This is a genomic window from Streptomyces sp. NPDC002536 (assembly GCF_053594995.1).
In genome coordinates, this window is record NZ_JBSFWU010000062.1 from 20046 (window position 1) to 44556 (window position 24511).

The 24511-nt window shown below is 73.1% G+C and carries 15 protein-coding genes and 1 pseudogene; 12 read left to right on the forward strand and 4 right to left on the reverse strand.

The genetic code is table 11. The annotated features are described in order from the left end of the window. Positions 1-23: 23 nt before the first annotated feature. Positions 24-2096 carry an iron uptake transporter permease EfeU gene (gene efeU, locus ACWD4B_RS22415; protein WP_451422395.1) on the reverse strand — a complete coding sequence of 691 codons (2073 nt, stop codon included), beginning with the start codon at positions 2094-2096 and terminating at the stop codon, positions 24-26. Positions 2097-2552: 456 nt separating this feature from the next. On the opposite strand from efeU, the gene ACWD4B_RS22420 reads away from it, so the two are divergent. The 3 genes from ACWD4B_RS22420 (at position 2553) to ACWD4B_RS22430 (ending at position 9320) form a co-directional block, all read left to right on the forward strand. Beyond that, entirely contained in the window at positions 2553-6626 is a 4074-nt protein-coding gene (locus ACWD4B_RS22420; protein ID WP_451422396.1) for a Pls/PosA family non-ribosomal peptide synthetase, read from the forward strand. Beyond that, positions 6623-7936, forward strand: a complete 1314-nt coding sequence (locus ACWD4B_RS22425) for an aspartate aminotransferase family protein (protein ID WP_451422397.1) — start codon at positions 6623-6625, stop codon at positions 7934-7936. The genes ACWD4B_RS22420 and ACWD4B_RS22425 overlap by 4 nt, the downstream gene beginning before the upstream one ends. A 91-nt stretch (positions 7937-8027) precedes the next feature. Beyond that, the gene (locus tag ACWD4B_RS22430) at positions 8028-9320 is read left to right on the forward strand and encodes an aspartate kinase (RefSeq protein WP_451422398.1); all 1293 of its coding nucleotides are present in this window, start codon (positions 8028-8030) and stop codon (positions 9318-9320) included. Here ACWD4B_RS22430 and ACWD4B_RS22435 read toward each other — a convergent pair. After that, entirely contained in the window at positions 9274-10128 is an 855-nt protein-coding gene (locus ACWD4B_RS22435; RefSeq protein WP_451422399.1) for an SAM-dependent methyltransferase, read from the reverse strand. The two genes, ACWD4B_RS22430 and ACWD4B_RS22435, sit on opposite strands and share 47 nt — an antisense overlap. A gap of 117 nt (positions 10129-10245) precedes the next feature. Here ACWD4B_RS22435 and ACWD4B_RS22440 point away from each other — a divergent pair, with 117 nt between their 5' ends. The 8 genes from ACWD4B_RS22440 (at position 10246) to ACWD4B_RS22475 (ending at position 22122) form a co-directional block, all read left to right on the forward strand. Further along, positions 10246-11346 carry a DUF1259 domain-containing protein gene (locus tag ACWD4B_RS22440; protein ID WP_451422400.1) on the forward strand — a complete coding sequence of 367 codons (1101 nt, stop codon included), beginning with the start codon at positions 10246-10248 and terminating at the stop codon, positions 11344-11346. 4 nt (positions 11347-11350) lie between these two features. Next, positions 11351-11806, forward strand: a complete 456-nt coding sequence (locus ACWD4B_RS22445) for a MarR family winged helix-turn-helix transcriptional regulator (protein ID WP_451422401.1) — start codon at positions 11351-11353, stop codon at positions 11804-11806. After that, positions 11803-12681: an ABC transporter ATP-binding protein gene (locus ACWD4B_RS22450; RefSeq protein ID WP_451422402.1), complete on the forward strand. Its 879-nt coding sequence runs from the start codon at positions 11803-11805 to the stop codon at positions 12679-12681. Before ACWD4B_RS22445 ends, ACWD4B_RS22450 begins: the two co-directional genes overlap by 4 nt. Further along, positions 12641-13504 (forward strand): ABC transporter permease, encoded by an 864-nt coding sequence (locus ACWD4B_RS22455; RefSeq protein ID WP_451422403.1) that lies wholly within the window; start codon positions 12641-12643, stop codon positions 13502-13504. The genes ACWD4B_RS22450 and ACWD4B_RS22455 overlap by 41 nt, the downstream gene beginning before the upstream one ends. Positions 13505-13508: 4 nt before the next feature. Further along, the gene (locus tag ACWD4B_RS22460; protein ID WP_451422404.1) at positions 13509-14891 is read left to right on the forward strand and encodes a M1 family metallopeptidase; all 1383 of its coding nucleotides are present in this window, start codon (positions 13509-13511) and stop codon (positions 14889-14891) included. Between the two features lie 503 nt (positions 14892-15394). Continuing rightward, positions 15395-19393 carry a Pls/PosA family non-ribosomal peptide synthetase gene (locus ACWD4B_RS22465; RefSeq protein ID WP_451422405.1) on the forward strand — a complete coding sequence of 1333 codons (3999 nt, stop codon included), beginning with the start codon at positions 15395-15397 and terminating at the stop codon, positions 19391-19393. A gap of 51 nt (positions 19394-19444) precedes the next feature. After that, positions 19445-20848, forward strand: coding sequence for an aspartate aminotransferase family protein (locus ACWD4B_RS22470; protein ID WP_451422406.1), 1404 nt, complete (start codon positions 19445-19447; stop codon positions 20846-20848). A gap of 44 nt (positions 20849-20892) precedes the next feature. Next, positions 20893-22122, forward strand: coding sequence for an aspartate kinase (locus ACWD4B_RS22475; RefSeq protein WP_451422407.1), 1230 nt, complete (start codon positions 20893-20895; stop codon positions 22120-22122). Here the strand turns inward: ACWD4B_RS22475 and ACWD4B_RS22480 are convergent. Beyond that, positions 22094-23359, reverse strand: coding sequence for an MFS transporter (locus tag ACWD4B_RS22480; protein ID WP_451422408.1), 1266 nt, complete (start codon positions 23357-23359; stop codon positions 22094-22096). The genes ACWD4B_RS22475 and ACWD4B_RS22480 overlap by 29 nt on opposite strands. A gap of 212 nt (positions 23360-23571) precedes the next feature. On the opposite strand from ACWD4B_RS22480, the gene ACWD4B_RS22485 reads away from it, so the two are divergent. Further along, on the forward strand, positions 23572-23901 hold the full coding sequence (locus ACWD4B_RS22485) for a hypothetical protein (RefSeq protein ID WP_451422409.1): 330 nt from the start codon (positions 23572-23574) through the stop codon (positions 23899-23901). 488 nt (positions 23902-24389) lie between these two features. Here ACWD4B_RS22485 and ACWD4B_RS22490 read toward each other — a convergent pair. Further along, a pseudogene (locus ACWD4B_RS22490) lies at positions 24390-24488 on the reverse strand (roadblock/LC7 domain-containing protein); the annotation flags it as partial. Positions 24489-24511: the final 23 nt, after the last annotated feature.

Sequence of the window (24511 nt, forward strand, 5' to 3'; positions counted from 1 at the left end):
GAGGGTTCGGCGTGGGGCACGGGTCAGGCGGACTTGCGGATCTCGAGGAGATCGGGGATGGGGGCGAGGTCCTCGAGCAGCTGGCCCGTGGCTCCGTTCAGCCGGGCGCGGCCGGTCGCGTCGAGCTTGTCGACCGGGGTCCACGCGGTGTCGTGGTGCGCGGCGTCGAGCAGCTTCTGCACGCGGTCGATGTCGCCGTTCACGGTGGTGAGCAGCTGCGGGCCGCGCGCGGCGATCAGCGGCCGCAGGACGTCGAGGAGTTCGCGGGTGCCGGCGAGGTTGGCGTCGGCGGTGGCCAGCGTGGTGCCGCTGCCCTGGTCGGCGTCGCCGGTGAGCTCGAACTGGAGCGTGTTCTCCAGGATCTCGTGGGTGCGCAGCGGCAGGTCGGAGGGGTCGAAGTCCTGGGTGGGGAAGGCCTTCTGCAGGCCCTGGGTGTCCTGCTGCAGCTGCTGGGCCGGGCCGCGCAGGTCGTCGGCGGACTCGCCGTGCCACAGGCCGTACTCGACGCGGTGGAAGCCGGTGAAGTCCTTGTCGCGCACGCCGTCGGGGCGTCCGGCGGTGCGGCCGTTGATCTTCTTGTCGAAGTCCTGGAAGGTGCCGTAGGCCGCGCCGAGGGAGGAGTAGGTGCGGTGGGCGGTGAGCCAGTCGGTGCGGGCGGCGTCGAGGTCGCCCTTCTGGATGTCGTCGCTGAGCTTGCCGGTCTGGTCGGTCAGCGTGGCCAGGCCCTTGCCGACGTAGTCCTTGTAGGCCTTCAGCGGGCCGGCCAGGTCCTCCTCGGAGACGGGCTTGACGGCCTTGACGTTGCCGCCGCCGCTGACGCGCACCGGTGCGGAGGTGACGGCCTTGCCGCCGGTGGGCACGCACCGCCAGGCGTACTCGCCGCTGCCGACGGTGGCGACGAGGTCGCGCGTGGTGCCGGGCGCCAGGCCCTCGATCTCGCCGTAGACGGCGTTGGTGGCGGGGTCGACGAGGTAGACCTCGGAGGCCTTGTCGCCGGTGTTGTGCATCTGGAAGGTCTGGCGGCCGGGCTGCGGGGCGGTGAAGCCCTTGCCGCACTCCTTCTCGGAGACGGCGACGGTCTGGGCGCCGGCGGGCTTGGAGCCGCTGAAGGCGACGACGGCACCGGCGGCGACGGCGGGCACGGCGACGACGGCCGCGGGGACCAGCCACGCCGGGCGGCGGCGCGGCGTCTTCCCGGGCGCGTCCTTCTCCTCCGCGGCGGCGGAACCGGCCTGCGCAGCCTCGGTCTTGGCCTCCGCCTTGGCCTCCGCCTTCGCCGGGCGGGTGCCGCGCACGCCCCGTACGAACAGCGTCATGACGACGGCGAGGTAGGCGGCGTAGGAGACGACCTGCAGCCACGTCATGGAGGGGGTCAGGTTGAACACGCCCTGGACGAGCGTGCCGTACCAGGATCCGGCGTCGATGTTCTGGCTCAGGTCGAACGCGAACGCGGTCTTCCCGGGCAGTACGCCGCCCTCCTGGAGGTCGCGCAGTCCGTAGCCGAGGACGCCGGCGGCGATGACGATGAGGACGACGCCGGTGGCGGTGAAGAACTTCGTGAGGTTGATCTTCAGGACCCGGCGGTACAGGCCCCAGCAGAGCCCCGCGGCGATGACGAGTCCGATGCCGGCGCCGAGCATCGGGCCCGCGGACTCGCCGGCGGCGCGTGCCGTCGTCCAGAGGAACAGGGCGGTCTCCAGGCCCTCGCGGCCCACGGCGAGGAACGAGGTGACGATCAGCATGCCGGTGCCCATGGCGAGGGCGCTGGTGACCTTCTCCCGGATCTCACCGGAGAGGTTGCGGGCCGAGCGCCGCATCCAGAAGACCATGGCGGTGACGAAGGCGACCGCGATGACGCTGAGCGTGCCGCCGAACGCCTCCTGGGCGGTGGCGGAGAGGCTGGCCGCGGTGAAGGTCAGCACCGCACCGAAGCTCAGGGAGAGGGCTATTGCGCCCAGGACGCCCGTCCACACCTGCGGGAGGCGGGACTTGGCGCCGGCGCGCACGAGGGTGGCGACGAGGACCGAGACGATGAGTCCGGCTTCCAGCCCTTCTCTCAGACCTATCAAGAAGCTCGGAAACGCGTCGTCCCACATGCTGTTCTCCCCGCCGCGGCGTCGGTAGTGCTGGTTAGCGAAGCCATACCTTATTCAGGCAAGCCTAAGCTGTCTACAGATCTGTAGTCACAAGATCATCTTCGCTGGAACCCGCCCCTGACCGGCAGAAACGGCACAAATGGACGCTCTCGGGTGTCCGTCGCCGCGGACGCAGGGTACTGCACCGCCCCCGTTTTCCCTTTTCCGGATGGCTACTTACCGTGGGAAGAGCACCGAGGGGCGGAGGAGGCGGAGCATCCCTCCCGTGACCGCTGTGGACGGTCGGCCGACCTCCCCGTTTTCCTTTTCCTTTAACCATCGATGGCAAGAATTTGCCGGATGTGGCACGGGAATTCGGGCGTTCCGCCTGAGTCGAACCCGGCCCCCGACCGTATTCATGGATGAGCAGTGCCGGGCACGGCGATCTGCCGCGCAGGAGCGCGCAGGGAGAAGGCCATGGCAGAGGCGACAGCGACAACCGATTCCGTCGGGACGGACGCAGACCCGGGCGTACCGTCACGGACGTCCGGCCACGCTCTCCCGGACGTCCGCACCCTGGCCGCCTACTTCGAGCGCGCGTGCGATCGGACGCCGGACGCCACCGCGGTCCTCTGCGACGGCAGGCGCATCGGCTACGCCGAGCTCGACCGCCGCGCCAACCGCATCGCCCACCTGCTCGGGGCGCACGGCGCAGCGGAGGGCAGCGCCGTCGGGATCCTGCTCGACCGGTCCGCCGACAGCTACGCCGCCCTGCTCGGCGTCATCAAGTCGGGGGCCGCCTATGTCCCGCTCGACACGTCCTTCCCCGCCGACCGGCTGGCGTACATCGCCCGCGACGCCGGGCTGTGCGCCCTGCTGACCTCGTCGTCGCTGCGCGAACGGACCCGGGACCTGCCCTGCACGGTGCTGGAGCTCGACCGGTCCGAAGGCGCGCTGGCCGCCGTGCCGGACAGCAGACCGGGCATCGCCGTCGACCCGGCGTCCGTGTCGTACGTCATCTACACCTCCGGCACCACGGGCCGGCCCAAGGGCGTGGCCGTCTCGCACGCGAGCATCGTCAACTTCCTGCGCGTGGCCGCCCCGGTCTACGGGGTGACCGCGCAGGACCGGGTCTACCAGGGCCTGTCGATCGCCTTCGACTTCGCGGTCGAGGAGATCTGGCCGACGTGGGCGGCCGGGGCGACCGTGGTCGCCGGGCCCGGCGAGGGCCGGCGCGCCGGGCAGGAGCTGGCGGACTTCCTCGTACGGCACGGGATCACGGTGCTGTGCTGCGTGCCCACCCTGCTCTCCACCCTGGAGACGGACGTCCCCAGCCTGCGCAGCCTGCTCGTCAGCGGGGAGGCCTGCCCGCCCGACCTGGTGCGCCGCTGGTCGCGCCCGGGGCGCCGGATCCTCAACGCCTACGGGCCCACGGAGGCGACCGTCACCGCCACCTGCGGCGAGCTCCTCCCGCACCGGCCGGTCACCATCGGCACCCCGCTGCCCACCTACCGCGTCTACATCCTGGACGACAGACTGCGGACGGTCGCGCAGGGCGAGAGCGGCGAGATCTGCATCGGCGGCCCCGGCGTGGCCATCGGCTACGTCAACCGTCCCGAACTCACCGCCGAGCGCTTCGTGCCCAACCCGGTCGCCCGGGACGACGCGGACGTGCCGCGCATCTACCGCACGGGCGACCGCGGGCGGTTCACGGCCACGGGCGAGATCGAGTACCTGGGCCGGGTCGACACCCAGGTCAAGATCCGCGGTTACCGCATCGAACTCGCCGAGATCGAGGCCGTCCTGCGCGAGGACGAGGCGGTGGAGAACGCCGTCGTCACCCCGCTGGAGCGGGACGGGGCCGCCCAGGGCCTGACCGCCTATGCGACCCTCCGCCGCGGCCCCTCCCCCGTGGCCGGGGCGGAACTGCGCGAACGGCTGCGCGTCCGGCTGCAGAGCAGACTGCCCGGCTACATGATCCCCTCGCACCTGGAGATCCTCCCCGAGTTCCCGCTGCTGGCCGCCGACAAGGTGGACCGCGCCGCCCTGCCCGCGCCCTCCTCTCCCCCGCTGGCCCGGCGCCCGGGGCCGGGCGCCGCGCCGGGGACTCCGCTGGAGCACCGGCTCACCGCACTGTGGCGGGACGTGCTCGGCACCGACGACGTCTCCGTCGAGGACGACTTCTTCTGCGACCTGGGCGGCCACTCGATGAGCGCCGCCCGGCTGATGTCCCGGCTGCGCCAGGACCCGCAGCTGCAGGGCCTGGCCATGGGCGACCTGTACGCCCACCCCACCGTCCGGGACCTGGCGGCCTTCGTCGAGGCCTCGGCCGTCCCCGCCGCGCGGCCCGCCGAGGCGCAGGCCCCGCTGCGCCACTCCACCGCCCGCGTCCGGGCGTGCGGGGTGGCCCAGCTCGCCGGGGTGTACGTGTGGCTGCTGCTGCCCGGCCTGGCGATGGTGGTCCTGCTGTACCGGCTGTTCGAGGCCTGGGACGTCCCCGTGCAGGAGCCCGTGGCGGGCAGCGCCCTGGACGTGCTCTCCGACATCCCGCTGCCGTGGTTCGTGCTGCTGGAGGCGGCCTGGCTGGCCGTGAGCATGCTGGTGCTGCCGCTGCTCGGCTGCCGGCTCCTCATGGCCGGGGTGCGCCCGGGGACGTATCCGCTGTGGGGCGTGACCTATCTGCGCTTCTGGCTGCACACCAGGATCCTCACGCTGATCCCGCTCGCACTGCTGGCCGGTTCGCCCCTGCTGGCGCCCTGTCTGCGGCTGCTGGGCGCCCGGGTCGGACGGCACTGCCATCTCTCGGCCGTCCCCCTGCCGGTCCCGCTGGTGGAGATCGGCGAGGGCACGAGCATCGGCTACGGGGCCCGGCTCCAGCCGTACACCGTCGCGGGCGGCCGGCTGCGGCTGGCGCCCGTGCGAATCGGGTCCGGCAGCTTCGTGGGCACCAACAGCGTGGTGCTGGCCGGTGCCGTGATCGGCGACCGGGCGACGGTGGGCGAGCAGTCGCTGGTGCCCGAGGACGTCACCGTGCCCGGCGGCGAGCACTGGGCCGGCGCCCCGGCCGCCCGGCAGGACGCCCGTCCGCCGCTGCTGGCGGCCCTGGACGCCGAGGCCGACGAACGGCCCTGGCCGCCCGGGGTGCTGGCCGGGTACGCGGCCGGGGCCCTGCTGTTCCTGCTGATCCCGCTGCTGACCACGGCCGCGGCCGCGACCCTCGTCGCCTGGGCCGCCTGGTACCACGGCGCCGGCTGGGGCCTGGCGGCCGTCGCCGCGAGCGGCCCCCTGGTCGTGCTCGCCCTCTGCGCGTCCGCGCTCCTCGTCAAGCGGACCGTCCTGCCCGTGGCCCGGGCCGGCATCCGCCCGGAGCGCAGCGGGTTCGGGGTCCGCAAGTGGATCAGCGACGGCATGATGACGATGAGCCTGACGCTGACGCACGCCCTGTACTCCACGCTCTACCTCGTGCCGTTCCTGCGCGGGCTGGGCGCCCGCACGGGCCGCTGGTCGGAGGTGGCGACGGTCAGCTTCGTCGACCCCGACATGCTGGTCGTCGGCGAGCAGAGCTTCGTGGCCGACGTGAGCGTCGTGGGCCCGGCCGTCTTCCACCGCGGCCGCATCGCGCTCGCGCCCGCGGAGGTGGGGCGGCGCAGCTTCGTCGGCAACGGGGCCCTGCTGCCGGGCGCCGGCCGGCTGGGCGACAACAGCCTGCTGGGCGTGCACTCCCTCGCCCCGCTCCGGCCGGTCGACCCCGAGACGACCTGGCTGGGGTCGCCCGCGATCTTCCTGCCGCACCGCGAGGAGAGCCTGCCGTTCCCCGAGAAGCTGACCTACGCCCCCACCCGCCCTCTGATCGCGGCCCGGCTGGCCATCGAGTACTTCCGGGTGACCCTGCCCGCGACCGTCGGCACGCTCAGCGGCCTGGGCATCCTGTACGCCGCGATGGAGATCGCCCGGCGCTTCCCGGCGACCGCGCTCCTGTTCCTCGCCCCGGCCCTGCTGCTGGGCGCGGGCCTGGCCTGCACGCTGATCACGGTGGCGCTGAAGTGGCTGGTCGTGGGGCGCTACCGGCCGCGGGTGGAACCCCTGTGGAGCATCTGGGTGCGCCGTACCGAGCTGGTGACCGGTCTGTACGAGAACCTGGTGGTGCTCTCGCTGGTCAACCTCCTCGCCGGAACCCCGTGGATCGGCGCCGTGCTGCGGCTCTTCGGCGCCCGCATCGGGCGGCGGGTGTGGCTGGCCACGACGTACCTGACGGAGTTCGATCTGGTCGAGGTGGGCGACGACGCCGCGGTCGGCGAAGTCACCTCGCTGCAGACCCACTTGTTCGAGGACCGGGTGATGAAGATGTCCCACGTGACGGTCGGGGCAGGTGCTTCGGTCGGTGCCCGTTCCGTCGTGCTCTACGACGCACGGGTCGGTACCGGGGCCCGGCTGGATGCGCTGTCTCTCGTGATGAAGGGCGAAGCGCTGCCGGACGGGACCCGGTGGCAAGGCATTCCGGCCCGTCCCTGCGACCCTGCACCGGCTCACTCTGGCGGAGGCCTGTCATGACCGTTCTCGCCCGTCCCGGCACCTGGGCCGGCCCGCACGTCGCCGGCGACCTGCCCGGTCCGCAGTCGGCCGCCCTCCTCGCGCGGCAGGAGCAGCGGGAGTCCGCGGCCCGCACCTACCCGCGCCATCTGCCCGTCGCACTGGCCGAGGGCTCCGGGAGCTTCGTCCGGGACGTCGACGGCAACGTCTTCATCGACTTCCTCGCGGGTGCCGGGGTGCTCTCCCTCGGGCACGGCCACCCCGAGCTCGTCGCCTGCGTGGGCCGGCAACTGGGCCTGCTCACGCACGGCCTGGACTTCCCCACCCCGGCCAAGGACGCCTTCACCGAGGCCCAGCTGTCCATGCTGGACCCGGGGCTGCGCGACCGCATGAAGCTGCACTTCTGCGGGCCCACCGGCGCCAACGCGGTGGAGGCCGCCGTCAAGCTGTGCAAGATCGCCACCGGGCGCGGCGACGTCGTCTCCTTCCGGGGCGGCTTCCACGGCAGCACCCACGCCGCCATGGCGCTCAGCGGGCTGGTGACCGCGAAGCAGCCCGTGCAGAACACCATGCCCGGCGTGCACTTCTTCCCGTACAACGACCCCGGCGCGCTGGAGGAGGCGCTGGCCGACGGCCTCGGCGGGATGCCGCGGCCGGCCGCGGTGCTGATGGAGCTGGTGCAGGGCGAGGGCGGTGTCGTCCCGGCGCGCCTGGACTTCGCGCAGCGGGTCCGGGCCGTGACCCGGGAGCTCGGCGTTCCGCTGATCGTCGACGAGGTGCAGACGGGCTGCGGGCGCACGGGGACGTGGTTCGCCTTCGAGCAGTACGGCATCGAGCCGGACGTGATCGTGGCGTCCAAGGCGCTGAGCGGCGCCGGCCTGCCCGTCGCCCTCATCCTCTACAACGCCGTGCTCGACAAGTGGGGGCCGGGCGCCCACATCGGCACCTTCCGCGGCAACCAACTGGCCTTCGCCGCAGGCGTGGAGGCGATCCGCATCATCCGGCGCGACGGCGTCCTCGACAACGTCCGCGCGCGCGGGGACCAGATCGCGGAGGCGCTCGCCGTGCTGCGCGGTCACCCGTGGGTGCGCGAGGTGCGGGGCCGCGGCCTGATGTGGGGGATCGAGCTGGCGGACCCGGAAACCGGCCGGCCCGCGGGGGCGATGGCCTCGGCGGTGCAGGCCCATGCGCTGCGGCAGGGGCTGATCGTCGAACTCGGCGGCCGGGACGACTGCGTCGTACGGATCCTGCCGCCGCTGAACGTCACGGCCGAGGTCGTCGACACGGCCTGTTCGATTCTCGTGAAGGCGGTCACGTCATGCAGTCCGTGACGCTCCGCCCGTCCCGGCCGGGACCGTACCGGCCGGCCCTGTCCACCGGCCGCCCCGACGGCGGTGCGGCCTCCGGGGAAGGCGCGATCTGATGGCACTCATCGTCCAGAAGTACGGCGGCTCCTCGGTCCGGAACACCGATCGGATCAAGCACGTCGCCGAGCACGTCGTCGCCGCGCACGCCGAGGGGCACGACCTCGTGGTGGTGGTGTCCGCCATGGGCGACACCACCGACCATCTGCTGCGCATGGCCCACGAGATGGGTCCGGTGCCGTCGCGCCGCGAGCTCGACATGCTGCTGACGGCGGGCGAGCGCATATCCAACGCCCTGACGGCGATGGCGATCCACACGCTCGGCGCCCCTGCGTGCTCCTTCTCCGGGGCGCAGGCCGGGGTGATCACGAGCTCGGCGCACGGCAGGGCGCGGATCATCGGCATCGAACCGTGGCGCGTGCGGGAGGCCCTGGACCACGGCACGATCGCGCTGGTCGCCGGGTTCCAGGGGGTGAGCCGGGAGACCAACGAGGTCACCACGCTGGGCCGCGGCGGCTCCGACACCACCGCGATAGCCCTGGCCGCGGCCCTCAAGGCCGACGTGTGCGAGATCTACACCGACGTGGACGGGGTCTACACCGCGGACCCGCGCATCGTGCCGGAGGCCCGGCAGCTGCAGCACCTGACGTACGAGGCCATGCAGGCCATGGCCGCCGGCGGGGCGAAGGTGCTGGCGGCGAGCAGCGTCGCGTACGCCTCCCGGTACGGGGTGACGGTCCACGTCCGCTCCTCCGACGACGGCGACGGCGACGGCCCCGGCACGATGGTGTCCGCGGGGGCGCCGGAGGAACTCCGCACCCCCCCGGCCGCGTTCACAGGCGTGGCCCACGACCTGGCCAGTGCGGAGGTCACCATGACGGCCGTCCCGGACCGGCCGGGGGCCACGGCCGACGTCTTCCGGCTGCTGGCCGACGCCGGCGCCGAGAGCGACCTGGTCGTCCACCACGCCGTGCCGTCGCCGGACGGGCCGCGCAGCGACATCACCCTGGTGCTCCCCGCGGGCGACGCCCCTTCCGTGCTGGCCGAGCTGCGCCGGCACCGGGACGAGCTGGGCTACGAGGGCGTGACGTACCGGGACGACATCGGCCGGGTCTCGCTCGTCGGGTCCGGGATGAAGGAGCGGACCGGCGCGCTCGCGGCGTTCCGCGAGGCGCTGACCGGGGCGGGGGTGCCCGTCGGGACGGTCTCCGCCTCGGACACCCGGATCTCGGCGGTCTGCCGCTCCCCCCGGCTCCCGGAGGGCATCCGCGCCCTGCACAAGGCCTTCGGACTCGGCGAGGGCATCACTGTGGCGCAGGCGGCCGGCGGGCGTCGAAGACACCCCAGCTGAGCAGGCCCGCACGGCAGGCGGACGCCCAGCGGGGCAGGTTCTCCCGCAGACGTTCGACGTACGCGGCACTCACGGCGCCCAGCAGCTGCGGGTCCTGCGCCTCGACCTCTCCCGTGATGCGCTCGTAGTGAGTGAGCATGTGGGCGGTGAGGTCCTCGAACTGAACGTCGGACAGGCCAAGTTGCCGCAGCTGGCCGAGGTAGTAGCCGGGGGTGGCGAAGTCGGCGTTGGTCAGGCGCTCGGCGAGGGGGCGCAGTTCCTCCTCGGGGGCGTCCTCGGCGGCCATGGTGTCGGTGAAGAGCAGCCGGCCGCCGGGCCGGAGGACCCGTACCGCCTCCTGGAGCGTGCGGGCGCGGTCGCCGCTGTGGCAGAGGGCCTCCTGGGACCAGACGACGTCGAAGCTCCCGTCGGGGAAGGGGATGTCGTTGAAGCTGCCGGTGACCACGTCGACGAGCCCGTCGAGGCCGCGTGCGGCATTGAGTTCGCGGTGCCGGCGATTCTGGACCTCGCTGATGTTGAGGGCCGTCACCCGGCAGCCGTACTGCTCCGCCAGGGCGCGGGCCGCGCCTCCGTAGCCGGATCCCAGGTCCAGCACGGTGCCGCCGGGACGAAGCAGGTCGGCGGCCTTCCCGGCCACGTGCCCGACGGTGCGGCGGGAGGCCACGGCGACCGTGTCGTGCCCGTCGGCGTAGATCCCGACGTGGATGTCGTCACCGCCCCACGCATGGACGTAGAAGCCGTTGACATCGTCGGAGTCGTAGTACGTACGCGCCACATCGGCGGCATGCGCCGCTTTGCTCTCGGTCATGCCTGATACCTCTTCCGATCCCTTCCGCCGCAAACCACTGGTCCATTTGTTCGTAGTTGATCATGCTTCACCCTTCAATAAGTGCATTGTCCGCAGCTTCGTAGTACGCAGCAGGGCATGGATACTTCCGATTCTGAGAACGTGCTGCGGCGGCGGGTACTGACCGCCGCCGCGCTCGCCCCGGTCCTGGCCGGTGCGGGAACGGCCGCGGCGCGCGGCGGCAGACCGGCGGTGCAGGACGGGGCGGGCGCCACGAGGCGGCTGCGGCCCGTGACGACGAAGGCCGAGGACTGGCACGGCGTCGCCCGGGCGATGGGCCGGACGGGCATCATGGCGGGCACCGAGTACCAGCTGGGCTTCCTGCGCGACGACCTGCGCGTGACCTCCCGCGGGGTGTCCGTGCACCCGGCGCTCGCCGTGGGCTCCCACGTGTCCTTCGTCCGCTACGACGACGGCAGCACCCTGCTGATGGGCGATCTGGCCATCGCCGAGAGCGAGTTGCAGCACGTGATCGGCTCCCTGCACGCGAAGGGCCTGCACCAAACGGCGATCCACAAGCACCTGCTGGCCCACTCCCCCGAGGTCTGGTGGGTCCACGTCCACGGTCACCGCCACGACGCCAAGGCCCTGGCCGGCGCGCTGCGCTCGGCGCTCGACCGGACCGCGACCCCGGCCCGGGCACGGCCGGTCGAGCGGGTGAAGGGGCTGGACACCAAGGGGATCGCCGCCGTTCTGGGCGTCAAGGGGTTCGACGACGAAGGGGTCCACAAGTGCCTCTTCTTCCGCCGCGAGACGGTGACGATGGGCTGCCTGGTGATGCCGCCCGGACTGGGGGCCATGTCGGCGTTCCTCTTCCAGCCGCTCGGCGGCGGACGGGCGGCGGTCAACGGCGACTTCGCGATGACGGCCGACGAGGTCCAGCACGTGCTGGCGGCGCTGCACCGGGGCGGCGTCAGCATCATCGAGCTGCACAACCACGGACTGGACGACGAACCGCGGCTGTTCTTCGTCCACTTCTGGGCGGTGGGCGACGCCGTGCAGATCGCCCGGACCCTGCGCCGCGCGGTGGATGCCACCGACGTCGCCCCGTTCGAGCCCGCGCACCCGGCCGGCTCCCATGACCCGGCGGAACCCGGCGCACACCGAGAACACGGCGCATCCCGGCGCCCGGGCGCCGTGCGAACGCCTTCCGTTAGCTCTCACACAGAGCTAACCTGATGATATGGCCGCAGGTGGTCTCCCCGACGAGCTCGCCGGAGTGCTGGCGGGCATCCAGCGGCTGGCCCGGCGCCGGCTGTGGCGGGCGATGCCCCAGCCGCGGCTCCGCGGGGCCCAGGCCGAGCTGATGCGCGTGGTGGCGGCCCGGCCGGGCATCGGCGTCTCCGCCGCCGCCCGCGAGCTGTGCCTGGCGGCCAATTCGGTCAGCACCCTGGTCAACCAGCTGGTGGCGGCAGGGCTGTTGCACCGCGAGGCCGACCCGCAGGACCGGCGCGCCGCACTGCTGCACCCGACCCCCGCCTGCCGGGAGCAGCTGCGGGACTGGGACGCGCAGCGCACGGCCCTGTTCCACGAGCGGATGGAGAGGCTCGCCGCCGACGACCGGGCCGCTCTGACGGCGGCGCTCCCGGCGCTGCGCAGGCTGGCCGAGTCGCTGCGCGAGACAGGGGAGGTTCCGTGAACCCGGTCCGTGACACCGGAGGGGGCGAGCCCGTCGCGGCCGTCCGCTGCACCGGCCTGCACTACGCGTTCGGCAGCACCAAGGCCGTCGACGGCGTGGACCTGCAGGTGGAGCCGGGCGAGGTCTTCGGCCTCCTCGGTCCCAACGGCGCGGGCAAGACGACCACGATCCGGGCGATCACCACGCTGCTGCCCGTGCCGCCGGGCGTGGTCAGCGTCTTCGGCCACGACGCGGCCCGGCAGCGCATGGCGGTGCGGCGCCTCCTCGGCTACGTGCCGCAGCAGCTCTCCGCCGACGGGAGCCTGACCGGACAGGAGAACGTCGCCCTCTTCGCCCGGGTCTTCGACGTGGCCCGCCGCGAGCGCGCCGCCCGGGTGGCGCAGGCGCTGGACGCGGTGGGCCTCACCTCCGCCGCCGACCGGCCGGCCGCGACGTACTCGGGCGGCATGGTGCGCCGCCTGGAGCTGGCGCAGGCCCTGGTCAGCGCGCCCCGGCTGCTGATCCTGGACGAACCGACCATCGGCCTCGACCCGATCGCCCGCGACAGCGTCTGGGAGCGCATCACCGACATCCGGGCCGGGACCGGGATGACGGTCCTGGTGACCACCCACTCCATGGAGGAGGCCGACCAGCGCTGCGACCGGCTGGCGCTGATGCACCGCGGCAGGATCCGCGCGCTGGGCACGCCTGCGGAGCTCAAGGACCAGCTGGTCGCCCACCGCCGGGAGTCCGGCGGGGCGGAGTCTCCCCCGCCGTCCCTGGAGGACGTCTTCCGGCACTTCGCCGGAAGCGGGCTCGACGAGCCCGGCCCCGACGAACGAGGGGAGTTCAGCGATGTCCGCCGCACCCGCCGCACCGCCTCCCGCATCGGCTGACCCCCTCCCACCGGAGGAGCGCTACGCCCTGCTGCTGACCCCGCCGCAGGCCCGCAGCGGCTGGCGGGTGGTGCCGGCCCGGGTGGCCGCGATGTGCGCCGTCGAGCTGCAGAAGCTGCGGCACGACCGCACCGAGCTCTACACGCGTGCCGTGCAGCCCGCCCTGTGGCTGCTGATCTTCGGCGAGACCTTCACCCGCATCCGTGCCATCCCCACCGGCCACGTGCCCTACCTGGACTATCTCGCGCCCGGCATCATCGCCCAGTCCGCGATGTTCATCGCCATCTTCTACGGCATCATGATCATCTGGGAGCGGGACTCGGGCGTGCTGACCAAGCTGCTCGTCACCCCGACGCCCCGGGCCGCGCTGGTGACCGGGAAGGCGTTCGCCGCCGGGGTGAAGGCCGTCATCCAGGCCGTGGTCGTGATCGCCATCGCGGCGGCGCTGGGCGTCGCCCTGACCTGGAATCCGCTGCGGCTGCTGGGCGTCCTGGTCGTGGTGCTGCTCGGCTCGGCCTTCTTCTCCTGCCTGTCGATGACGATCGCGGGCATCGTGCTCACCCGCGACCGCCTCATGGGCATCGGCCAGGCCATCACGATGCCGCTGTTCTTCGGCTCCAACGCGCTGTACCCGGTGTCCGCGATGCCCGGCTGGCTGCAGGTCGTCAGCAGGGCGAACCCGCTGAGCTACCAGGTGGACGCGCTGCGCGGGCTGCTCATCGGCACGCCCGCCCATCTGGGCACCGACTTCGCCGTGCTCGTCGTCGCCGCGGCGCTGGGCATCGCCTCCGCGGCCTCGCTGCTGGGCCGGCTGGCCCGCTGAGCCGATGCGCCGCCCCGCCCGCCGCCGTCCCGCCGGGGGCATCGGGATGCCCGGACCGGCGCACATGTACTTCCCGGGTCACGGCAACAGCGGCTACGGCGTGCGCCGTTACCGCATCCGTCTGGACTGGAAGCCGGGTTCGGGCCGCATCCTGGCGGCCGCGGAGCTGACCGTCGTGCCCGCGGAGCAGATCGACGTCATCGAGCTCGACCTGGCCCGGCTGCACGTGTCCCGCGTCGACGTGGCCGGGGCACCGGCCCGGTTCCGGCACCGCCGCAGGAAGCTGCTCGTCGCCGCTCCGCGGCCGCTGCCCGCCGGGGAGCCCGTCGAGGTGACGGTGCACTACCGCGGCGTCCCGCGGCCCGTCGGGATCCCCGAACTCGACGACGAGGCGGGCTGGTTCACCACCCGCGAGGGCATCCGCGTCTCCAGCGAGCCGGTGGGCGCGCCGTCGTGGTTCCCCTGCAACGACCGGCTGGACGACAAGGCGGCGTACCGGTTCGAGGTGACGGTCCCGGACGGCTGGCAGGTGTGCGCCAACGGCACGCTCACGCTGCGCAGTCCGGCCGGGCGGGGGCGCACGACGTGGGTGTACGAGCACGCGGGGCCGATGGCGCCGTACCTGGCGACCCTGGCCATCGGCCGGTTCGTCTTCCACGAGCAGTCGGGCGGCCCGCCGGGCGTGCTGCTGCGCAATGCCTTCCCCGAGCGTCTGGCGGAACGCGCGGCCCACGACTTCGGCCGCCAGCCGCAGATGCTGACCGTGTTCACCGAGTTGTTCGGCCCGTACCCCTTCGAGGCGTACGGGGCCGTGGTGGTCGACGACGACGTGGGCGATCCGCTGGAGGCGCAGACGTTCGCGGTGTTCGGCACCGACCGCGTCGACGGCCGGCGCGGGTACGAGGACGAGGTGGCGCACGAGCTGGCCCACCAGTGGTTCGGCAACAGCGCCGGGATCGCCGGCTGGCAGGACCTGTGGATCAAGGAGGGGCTCGCCACCTACGCCGAGTGGCTGTGGTGGGAGGCGTGCGGCGAGGCCGATGCGCGCACGCTGGCGGCCGAGCACCTGGCGGAGGTGCGCGCCGCGGACCCGGACACGGTGCTCGCGGACCCCGGCCCGGCCGCCCTGTTCGAGGACTGGGTGTACAGCCGGAGCGCCCTGACCATGTACGCGCTGCGGCTGACCGCGGGGGACGAGAAGTTTTTCCGGCTGATCCGCGAGTGGCTCGCCCGGTATCGCGGCGGCAATGGCGGCACCAGGGGTTTCATCGCCCTCGCCGAGCAGGTGGCGGACATGCCCCTCGGCGGATTTTTCGGGGACTGGATCAATGGCCGGGCGGTACCCGGAATTCCCGGTACCGGGCCCGGTGCGGGTCGTCCGGAATAATCACCAAGCAATTCTTGGCCCGGTGTTTACAGCACCGCAAAGTAACAAGATGAATTTTTTACTTGCGTGTCTTCGCAACCAGCGGGAACCAGCCGTGCGACGCACACCGGCCGGGCCTGATTTCACCTTGACCACGGGACGGATATCGGCATCACCGCGTCCCCTGTCCGGACCAAGCGCCGCAGAGATTCACCCACACCACATCCGCCACGTGCGTGACATGCCCTGATGGCGTGAATTGGGGCGTCCCACGTCGGCTAGAATCCCGCTGTTCCCCCGGGATACAGCCACCTAGTTTTCCTGACGCGCTGTTAATGGCGGCCGCCCGGAAAACTCACCGCCGGCAACGGCAGCCAAATCTTCCGCCCGTGAAATCCGCCCACCTCACGGCCCCTCCCGAAGCTGCCGCGAAGGCGTGCGGAAATATCTGTACGTCCCATTCACCTGGGGGACACGTGCCCGAAACGAGAGTGAGCCCGGTGCCCACCGCACCGGCTCACGTCATGAATTCTCCCGACCCGGTACAAGGTGACGGAGTACGCCACGTACGATTCCTTTTCGAATTCTTCGAGCGGACCTGCGACCGGACGCCGGAGGCCGTCGCCGTCGTCTGCGAGGGGACCCGGCTGACGTACGCGCAGCTGGAGGCCCGCGCCAACCGGCTGGCCCGGCTGCTCCGGCAGCGCGGGGTGCACGAGGGCGGCACGGTGGGCATCCTCCTGGACCGCTCGCCGCAGACCTACGTCGCCCTGCTCGCCGTGCTCAAGGCCGGTGCCGCCTACGTGCCGCTCGACCCGGCGTTCCCCGCCGACCGGGTGGCGTTCATCGCCGCGGACGCCGCAGTGCAGTGCCTGCTCACCGCCCCGGCCCTGCGCGAGCGCACCGCCCTGGCGGCCTGCCCGGTGCTCGACGTCGACCTGGCCGAGGCCGAGGCGGCGGACCTGCCCCCGGACCGCGCCGTCCCGCCGGACGACCCCTCGTCGCTGTGCTACATCATCTACACCTCCGGAACCACCGGTCGCCCCAAGGGTGTTGCCGTCAGCCACGCCAACGTCGTCAACTTCCTGCGCGTGGCCACCCCCATCTACCAGGTGCACGGCGAGGACCGCGTCTACCAGGGGCTCTCGCTCGCCTTCGACTTCTCCGTCGAGGAGATCTGGCCGGCGTGGATCGCCGGGGCCACCCTCTACACCGGGCCGGGCGGCGAACGCCGTGTCGGCCAGGGGCTCGCCGACTTCCTCGCCGAGCACGCCATCACCGTGCTGTGCTGCGTGCCCACCCTGCTCACCACCATCGAGGGTGAACTCCCCGCCCTGCGCAGCCTGTTGGTGAGCGGCGAGGCCTGCCCGCGCGACCTGGTGCACCGCTGGTCGCGCAGCGGGCGGCGGATCCTCAACGCCTACGGGCCGACCGAGTCCACCGTGACCGCGACCTGCGGCGAGCTGCACCCGCACCAGCCGGTCACCATCGGCCGCCCGCTGCCCAGTTACCGGGTCTACGTGCTCGACGAGCGGCTGCGGCCGGTCCCCGACGGCGCCGAGGGCGAGATCTGCGTCGGCGGGCCGGGCGTGGCCGTGGGCTACGTCAACCGTCCCGAACTGACCGCCGAACGCTTCATCGCCAACCCCGTCGAGGCCGACCGCGCCGACGTGCCCCGCCTCTACCGCACCGGCGACCTCGGCAGGTTCACCCCCACCGGAGAGATCGAGTACCTCGGCCGCGTCGACACCCAGGTCAAGATCCGCGGCTACCGCATCGAATGCGCCGAGATCGAGGAGGTCCTGCGCGAGGACCCGGCCGTCGAGAGCGCCGTCGTCGTGCCGCACGGGACCGACGGGAGCGCACAGGCCCTCGTCGGCTACCTCACCCTGCACGACCGCGGCCGGCAGGACGAGGACGAGCTGCGCGAGCGCCTGCACACCGCGCTGCGCCGCAGGCTGCCCGACTACATGATCCCCGCCTTCGTCGAGGTCCTCGACGCCCTGCCGCTGCTCGCCGCCGACAAGGTGGACCGCTCGCGGCTCCCCGCCCCCGCGTCGGCCCCCTTCGGCCGCCGCCGCACCCGCCGCACCGCGCCGGAGACCGCTGCGGAGCGGCAACTGGCCGCCGTCTGGCAGGAGGTGCTCGGCACCGCCGAACTCTCCGCCGACGACGACTTCTTCTGCGACCTGGGCGGCCACTCCATGTCCGCGGCCCGCCTCGTCTCCCGGCTGCGCAGGGAACCGGACCTGGAGGGCGTGGCGATGGGCGACCTCTACGCCCGTCCCACCGTCCGCGGGCTCGCCGCCCTCCTCCGGGAACGCGCCGGGGCCGCCGCCGCTCCCCCGCAGCGCCCGGCCGTGCCCGCCCCGGCCCCGCGGCGACACTCGACGCTCCGGGTATGGGCCTGCGGTCTGGCCCAACTCGGTTTGCTGTACGCCTGGTTGCTTGTCTTCAGTCTGCCGCTCCTGGTGCTGTTCTACCGGCTGTGCGTCACGCTGGCCCTGCCCGTCGACGGCATCGGCGGCGGTCCGGTCGGCACCCTGGCGCACCTGGGCTGGGGCGAGTTCGTCCCCGTCGACCTCGCGTGGACGGTGGTGGACCTCGTCCTGCTGCCCGCCTTCGCAGGACGGCTGCTCATGGCCGGTGTGCGGCCGGGCTGGTATCCGCTGTGGGGCGCGACGTACCTGCGCTTCTGGCTCCAGGGCAAGATACTGGCCCTCTCCCCCGCCGCCGTGCTGGCCGGATCCCCGCTGCTGCCGCCCTACTTGAGACTGCTCGGCGCCCGGGTGGGCCGCGGCTGCCACATCGCCGCCCCGCCGGCCGTGCCGTCGCTGGTGGAGATCGGCGACGCGGCGAGCATCGGGTACGGGGCACGCGTCCAGCCGTTCGCCGTCGAGGGCGGCTGGCTCCGGCTGGCCCCCGTACGCCTCGGCGCGGGCAGTCACCTGGGCACCAACAGCGTCGTCCTGCCCGGCGCGGACATCGGTGACGCCGCCGCGCTGGGCGACCAGTCGCTCGTGCCCGCCGACCACGCCGTCCCCGACGGGGAGTACTGGGCGGGCTCCCCCGCCGTGCGGCAGAGCGGCAAGCCCGCGCTGCTCGCCCGGCTGGAGGCCGACCCCGACCACGGCCGCTGGCCGCTGCCCGTACTGGCCGGCTACGCCCTGGGCGCCGTACTGCTGATGCTCGCCCCCGCACTGGTGCTCGCGCCGGGCGGGATACTGACCGCCTGGGCGGCGGCGGAGCACGGGCCCGCCGGAGCGCTGGCCGCCGCCGCGGCGGCCGGGCCGCTGGCCGCCGTCTCCACCTGCCTGCTCGTCCTCGCCGTCAAGCGCGGGCTGCTGCCCCGGGCCCGTACCGGCATCCACCGCGAGCGCAGCGGCTTCGGCGCGGCCAAGTGGCTCGGCGACGGGATGATGACGCTGAGCCTGACCGCCACCCACGCCCTGTACTCCACCCTCTACCTCGTGCCGTTCCTGCGGGCGCTGGGCGCCCGGACCGGGCGCTGGGCCGAGGTGGCCACCGTCAGCTTCGTCGACCCCGACCTGCTGGAGATCGGCGAGCGCAGCTTCGTCGCCGACATCGCCGTCGTCGGCCCGGCGGTCTTCCACCACGGGCGGTTCGCCCTGGCGCCCGCCACCGTGGGCCGGCGCAGCTTCGTCGGCAACGGGGCGCTGGTGCCGGGCTCTTCGCGGCTGGGCGACAACAGCCTGCTGGGCGTGCACTCCGTCGCCCCGCCCGGCGACATCGAGCCGGAGACGACCTGGCTCGGCTCGCCCGCCCTGTTCCTGCCGACCCGCGAGGAGAGCCCGGACTTCCCCGCCAAGTACACCTTCGCCCCGACCCCGGGGCTCATCGCGGCGCGCCTGGCCATCGAGTTCTTCCGGGTCACCCTGCCCGCGACGCTCGGCGGGCTGACCATACTGGCCCTGCTCTACGCCATGGCGCTGACCGCCGAGACCGCTCCCCCGCTCGCCCTGCTCGCCCTGGCCCCCGGGCTGCTCCTGGCGTCCTCGCTGGCCGCCACCCTCGTGGTCGTCGCCCTCAAGTGGCTGGTGATCGGCCGCTACCGGGCGCGCACGGAGCCGCTGTGGGGCATCTGGGTGCGCCGCACCGAGCTGATCACCGGGCTGTTCGAGAACCTGGTCGTGCCCGGCCTGGTGAACCTTCTCACCGGCAGCCCGTGGATGGCCCCCGTCATGCGCCTGTTCGGCGCCCGCATCGGCCGGCGTACCTGGCTGAACACCACGTTCATGACCGAGTTCGACCTGGTCGAGGTGGGCGACGACGCGGCGGTCGGCGAGGCGACGTCCCTGCAGACCCACCTGTTCGAGGACCGGGTGATGAAGATGTCCCGGGTCCGGGTCGGCGAGGGCGCCTCGGTGGGTTCGCGCTGCGTCGTGCTCTACGACGCGCACGTCGGCGACGGCACCTGTCTCGACGCCCTCTCGCTGGTCATGAAGGGCGAGAACCTGCCGGCCCGCAGCAACTGGCGCGGCATCCCGGCCCGACCGTACTGAACCGCCGCACCCCCGTCCCCTTCCGTTTCTCCCCCATTCCACGGAGCAACCATGACAGTGCAGTTGACGGATCCCGCCACCTGGACCGGGCCCCGGATCCACGGCGATCTGCCCGGCCCCCGCTCGGCCGAGCTGCTGGCGCGCCAGCAACGGCGGGAGTCCAACGCCCGCACCTACCCGCGCCGGCTCCCCATAGCCCTGGCCGAGGCCTCCGGGCCCTGGGTCAGGGACGTGGACGGCAACGTCTTCATCGACTTCCTGGCCGGCGCCGGTGTCCTGTCCCTCGGGCACAGCCACCCGGCCCTGGTGGCGACCGCGGCCCGGCAGCTCGGCAGCCTCGCCCACGGCCTGGACTTCCCCACCCCGGCCAAGGACGCCTTCATCGAGGCCCAGTTGTCGATGCTGCCGCCGGCCCTCCGCGACCGGATGAAGGTGCACATGTGCGGCCCGACCGGGGCCAACGCGGTCGACGCCGCCGTCAAGTTGTGCAAGACCGCCACCGGCCGCGGCGACATCGTCTCCTTCCAGGGCGCCTTCCACGGCAGCAGCCACGCCGCCATGGCGCTCACCGGGCTCGTCGCCCAGAAGCAACCGGTGCCCAACGGCATGCCCGGCACGCATTTCTTCCCGTACTCCTACTGCACCCGCTGCCCGCTGGCCCTGTCGCCCGAGACCTGCGAGACCAACTGCGCGACGCTGCTGGAGCGTTCGCTGCGCGACGGCAACGGCGGCGTCGCCGCCCCCGCGGCCGTGGTGATGGAGCTCGTCCAGGGCGAGGGCGGGGTCATCCCGGCCCGGCCGGAATTCGTCACCCGGGTCCGGGAGATCACACGCGAGCTCGGCATCCCGCTCGTCGTCGACGAGGTGCAGACCGGCTGCGGCCGCACCGGCACCTGGTTCGCCTTCGAGCAGTACGGCATCGAGCCCGACGTGATCGTCGCCTCCAAGGCGCTCAGCGGCATCGGCACCCCCGTCGCCATGATCCTCTACGACGAGCGGCTGGACACCTGGGCCCCCGGCGCCCACACCGGCACCTTCCGCGGCAACCAGCTCGCCTTCGCGGCCGGCGCCGAAGCCGTGCGCATCATCCACGACGAGGACGTCCTCGCCAACGTGCGGGCCCGCGGCGCCCAGTTCGAGGACCGGCTCGGCGCGCTGCGCAGCTGCCCGTGGGTGCGGGAGGTGCGCGGCCTCGGGCTGATGTGGGGCGTGGAGCTGGCCGTGCCCGGCGACGGGCGGCCCGCCTCCGCCGTCGCCGGGGCCGTGCAGCAGCACGCGCTGCGCCGCGGTCTGATCGTCGAACTCGGCGGCCGGGACGACTGCGTGGTGCGGATGCTGCCGCCGCTCAACGTCACCGAGGACGTCGTCGACACCGCCTGCAGCATCCTGGTGTCCGCCATCGAGGAGTGCACGGCCGCCCCCGGTTCCGTCACCGTCCCGGCCGCAGGCCGGTAGCCGCCCCCCCCTGTCGGCTCACCCACTGAAGGAGACAGGTACCCGTGGCCCTCATCGTTCAGAAGTACGGTGGCTCGTCGGTCGCGGACGCCGCGCGGCTCAAGCTCGTCGCCGAACGCGTCGCCAAGTCCCGCGCCGGCGGGACCGATGTGGTCGTGGTGGTGTCCGCCATGGGCGACTCCACCGACGACCTGCTCGACCTGGCCGCCCAGGTGGCCCCGCTGCCGCCCGCCAGGGAGACCGACATGCTGCTCAGCGCGGGCGAGCGCATATCCAGCGCCCTGCTCGCCATGGCCCTGGACGCGCTGGGCGTCCCCGCCTGCTCACTGACCGGCGCGCAGGCCGGCATCGCCACCACGGCGGACCACGGCCGGGCGCAGATCACCGGCGTCGCGCCGGAGCGCGTGCGGCAGGCCCTGGACGCCGGGCTCGTCCCGGTGGTGGCCGGCTTCCAGGGGCGGGCCGACGGCGGCCCGGAGATCACCACGCTGGGGCGGGGCGGCTCCGACACCACCGCCGTGGCGCTCGCGGCCGCCCTCGACGCGGAGCTGTGCGAGATCTGCACCGACGTCGACGGCGTCTACACGGCCGACCCGCGGATCGTCCCCGACGCCCGCCGGCTGGACCGCATCGGCTACGAGGCGATGCGCCGGCTGGCGGCGGGCGGCGCCCAGGTCCTCGCGGCCGGTTCGGTCGCGTACGCCCAGCGCCATCGCGTGCCGGTACGGGTGCGCGCCGCGCACGGCCCCGGGCAAGGCACCCTGCTCTGCGAGGACTCCGGGGCGCCCGGCGGCTCCGTCACCGGGGTCACCCACCACAAGGCCGCCCGGATCACCGTCGCCGCCCCGCCCGGGCGCGGCGGTGCGGCCGGCCGCATTCTGCACGCGGCCGCCGCGGCCGAGGGCGGGTTCGACATCGAGGTGCGCCAGCACGACGCCGGGCCCGGGGAGTTGTCGTTCGTCCTGCACGCGGACCACATCCCCGCCGTCCTCGCCGCCATCGAGGACGCCGGTGCCGGCGCCCCGGACCCGGTCCGGGTGCGCTGCGACGACCGCATCGGCAGCATCTCGGTGATCGGCGCCGCTCCCTCGGCGGGGCCGGGCTCGGTGGCCCGCTGCTGCAGCGTGCTCGCCGATGCCGGCGTGGGCATCGAGGCGGTGACGTACCTGCGGCCGGGGGTGCGGGTGCTGTGCCAGGACGACCATCTCTGCGATGCGGTACGGGTGTTGCACTCGGCGTTCGGGCTCAACGCCCCGGCACCTGCGGGGGCGTGACGCCGGACGCGGCACGGTCCGGGGCCCGGGGCGGCGCCCCGGACCCCGGCAAGGGCGGAGTGGGGAGGAAAAAGCCCCCCACAGCAGCCGCCGTGACCACCGCCCCCGCCATGCCGAAGGCCCCCCGCACCGACACATCGGCCAGCATCGGCACCAGCAGCGTCGAGGCCACCGCTCCCGACCGCGCCGCCGTGTGCTCGACGGCCATCAGCCGCAGCCGCTGGGCCGAGGGGAAGCGCGCCAGCCGCGTCCGGAGCGTCACCGTGCCCAGCGGGGCGGCCAGCCCCATCACCAGGGACAGACCCTCCAGTGCCGAGACCCGTCCCACCAGTCCCATGCACACGGTCGTCAGCCCCTCGACCGCCCACGCGCAGCAGCACACGACCGGCCAGCCCCCGGGCCGCCAGTTGCCCGCCACGGGGTTGCCGATCAGCGCCCCGACGCCGAGCGCGGCGGTCACCAGGCCGTAGACCCCGGCGCCGGCGCCGAACCGGGTGGCGAGCAGGGCCGGCATCGCCACGCTCGTCGCGGCGGAGCAGAACGGCACGAGGCCGTGCACCGCGATCGCCACGCCGATCCGGGGGTGGGCCCGCAGCAGCGGCCAGGCCCGCACCGAGGGGTCCGGACCGGGCGGGGGCCGGTGCTGCGGCACGGCGGCGCCGCGGCGGCCGAGCCAGCCGAGGGCCGCGGCCGACACCGCGAAGGCCGCGCCGTCGAACGCGAAGAGCTGCAGCTTGGAGACCATCAGAAGGAGCACGCCGGCGCCGGCCCGGCCGCCGATGCGGGCGATGCGGCTGGTCAGGTCGAACAGCCCGGTCACCGGCTGCACCCGCTCCGGTCCGGCGAGCCCGGGCAGCAGCGCCTCCAGGTTCGGGTCGAAGAGGGCGCCGAGGATGCCGAGCACGAACACGCCGATGAGCAGGACGGAGACGCCCCGGCCGTCCGGCGTCCAGACGAAGGGCAGGGCGAGGACCAGGCCGGCCCGCGCGGCGTCCACCCGGGACAGGGCGCGGTAGGACGCGCAGCGGGACACCAGCCGGCGGCCCGCCGTGCCGAGCAGGACGTAGGGCAGCGACTCCAGGGTCGCCACGAGCCCCATGAGCGAGGCCGAACCGGTGCTCGCGTAGACGGTCCACATCACCGCGACCGCGTAGAGGTGGTCGCCGAGTACGGAGAGACTCCGGGCCAGCCACAGCACCAGCACGGGCCGCATCCGCAGCAGCCGCACATATTCCATGCGCCCTCCTGACCGAACGGCGCCACGCTAGAGGGCACATGGCAGACAAAGCATGACTCTTCCTGAAACAACACCCGATCGTGGCGAGAGGGGCGAAACACCCCAACCGGCGATCCATGGCCTACGTTTCAGCCCTCCCCGAACTGCTTGGCCGCGCTCCGCGGACCCGGCCACGCTGGTGCACCGGCACCGGCCCACCGAGGAGGACCCTCATGACGACCAAGCTCCGCCGCACCGCCGCCGCGCTCACCGCGGCACTCGCCCTGGGCGCCCTGGGCACCACCGGCGCCACCGCATCGGGAGCCGTCCGGGCACACCCCGCCGCCACGGCCAGGATCATGGAGTCCCCGGCCCCCGACTGCGCCGACAACGGCAACGTCAACCCGTGCTACGAGTACCAGACCTGGTTCTGGACCTTCGACAACTGCAACCAGTACGCCTACAGCCACCCCTACGACCGGAACCGCTACGACCGGCACGTGTGCGCCGTCTTCAGCGGCGGCGCGAACGTCGGCCTGTGGTTCCACAAGGTCCGCGGCTGAGCCCGCACGCGCGCGGCAGGGCCGGAAGGCACCACGGGGGGCCTTCCGGCCGTGCGTTCACCCGTTCGCCTGCGCGCGGCCGGCCGGGAGGTCAGCGCACCCAGTCGTAGGCGTCGTCCTCGTACCACCCGGAATCCTGCTCGTTCTCGTCGAGCAGGTCGTTGATCTCATCGGCGCTGAGCTCATCGGGGTCCATGCTGTGCATGATGCCTCCATCGCGGGTGTTCTTCACCCGGGGATCAGCCGTCGGAGTCGGCACTCCCGCCCCATCCCTGTTTTCCCCTCATTCCGCCATGCTGAGCGGAGTGTTCGCGCAGGCGACATGCTGCGCGTCCACACTGCGGCGACAGTCCGTGACATGACATCGCGACATGACACCGAGAGGGCAGGGGAGAAAAGTGGTGAGGATCAGACGTATGCGCTGGTCGGCACTGGCTGCGAGCCTGGTCGTGCTGACGTCCGTACCGACCGCGGCGGGCCTGACGGCCCCGGCGGCCGCCGCCCAAACATCCGTGCACCAGGCCGTCGTTGGACAGCACCAGCGCGTACCGTATCGATTCGACGCGCTGGGCCAAGTCGTCCAGCAGTCCCTCGAGTTCTTTGCCGTCGG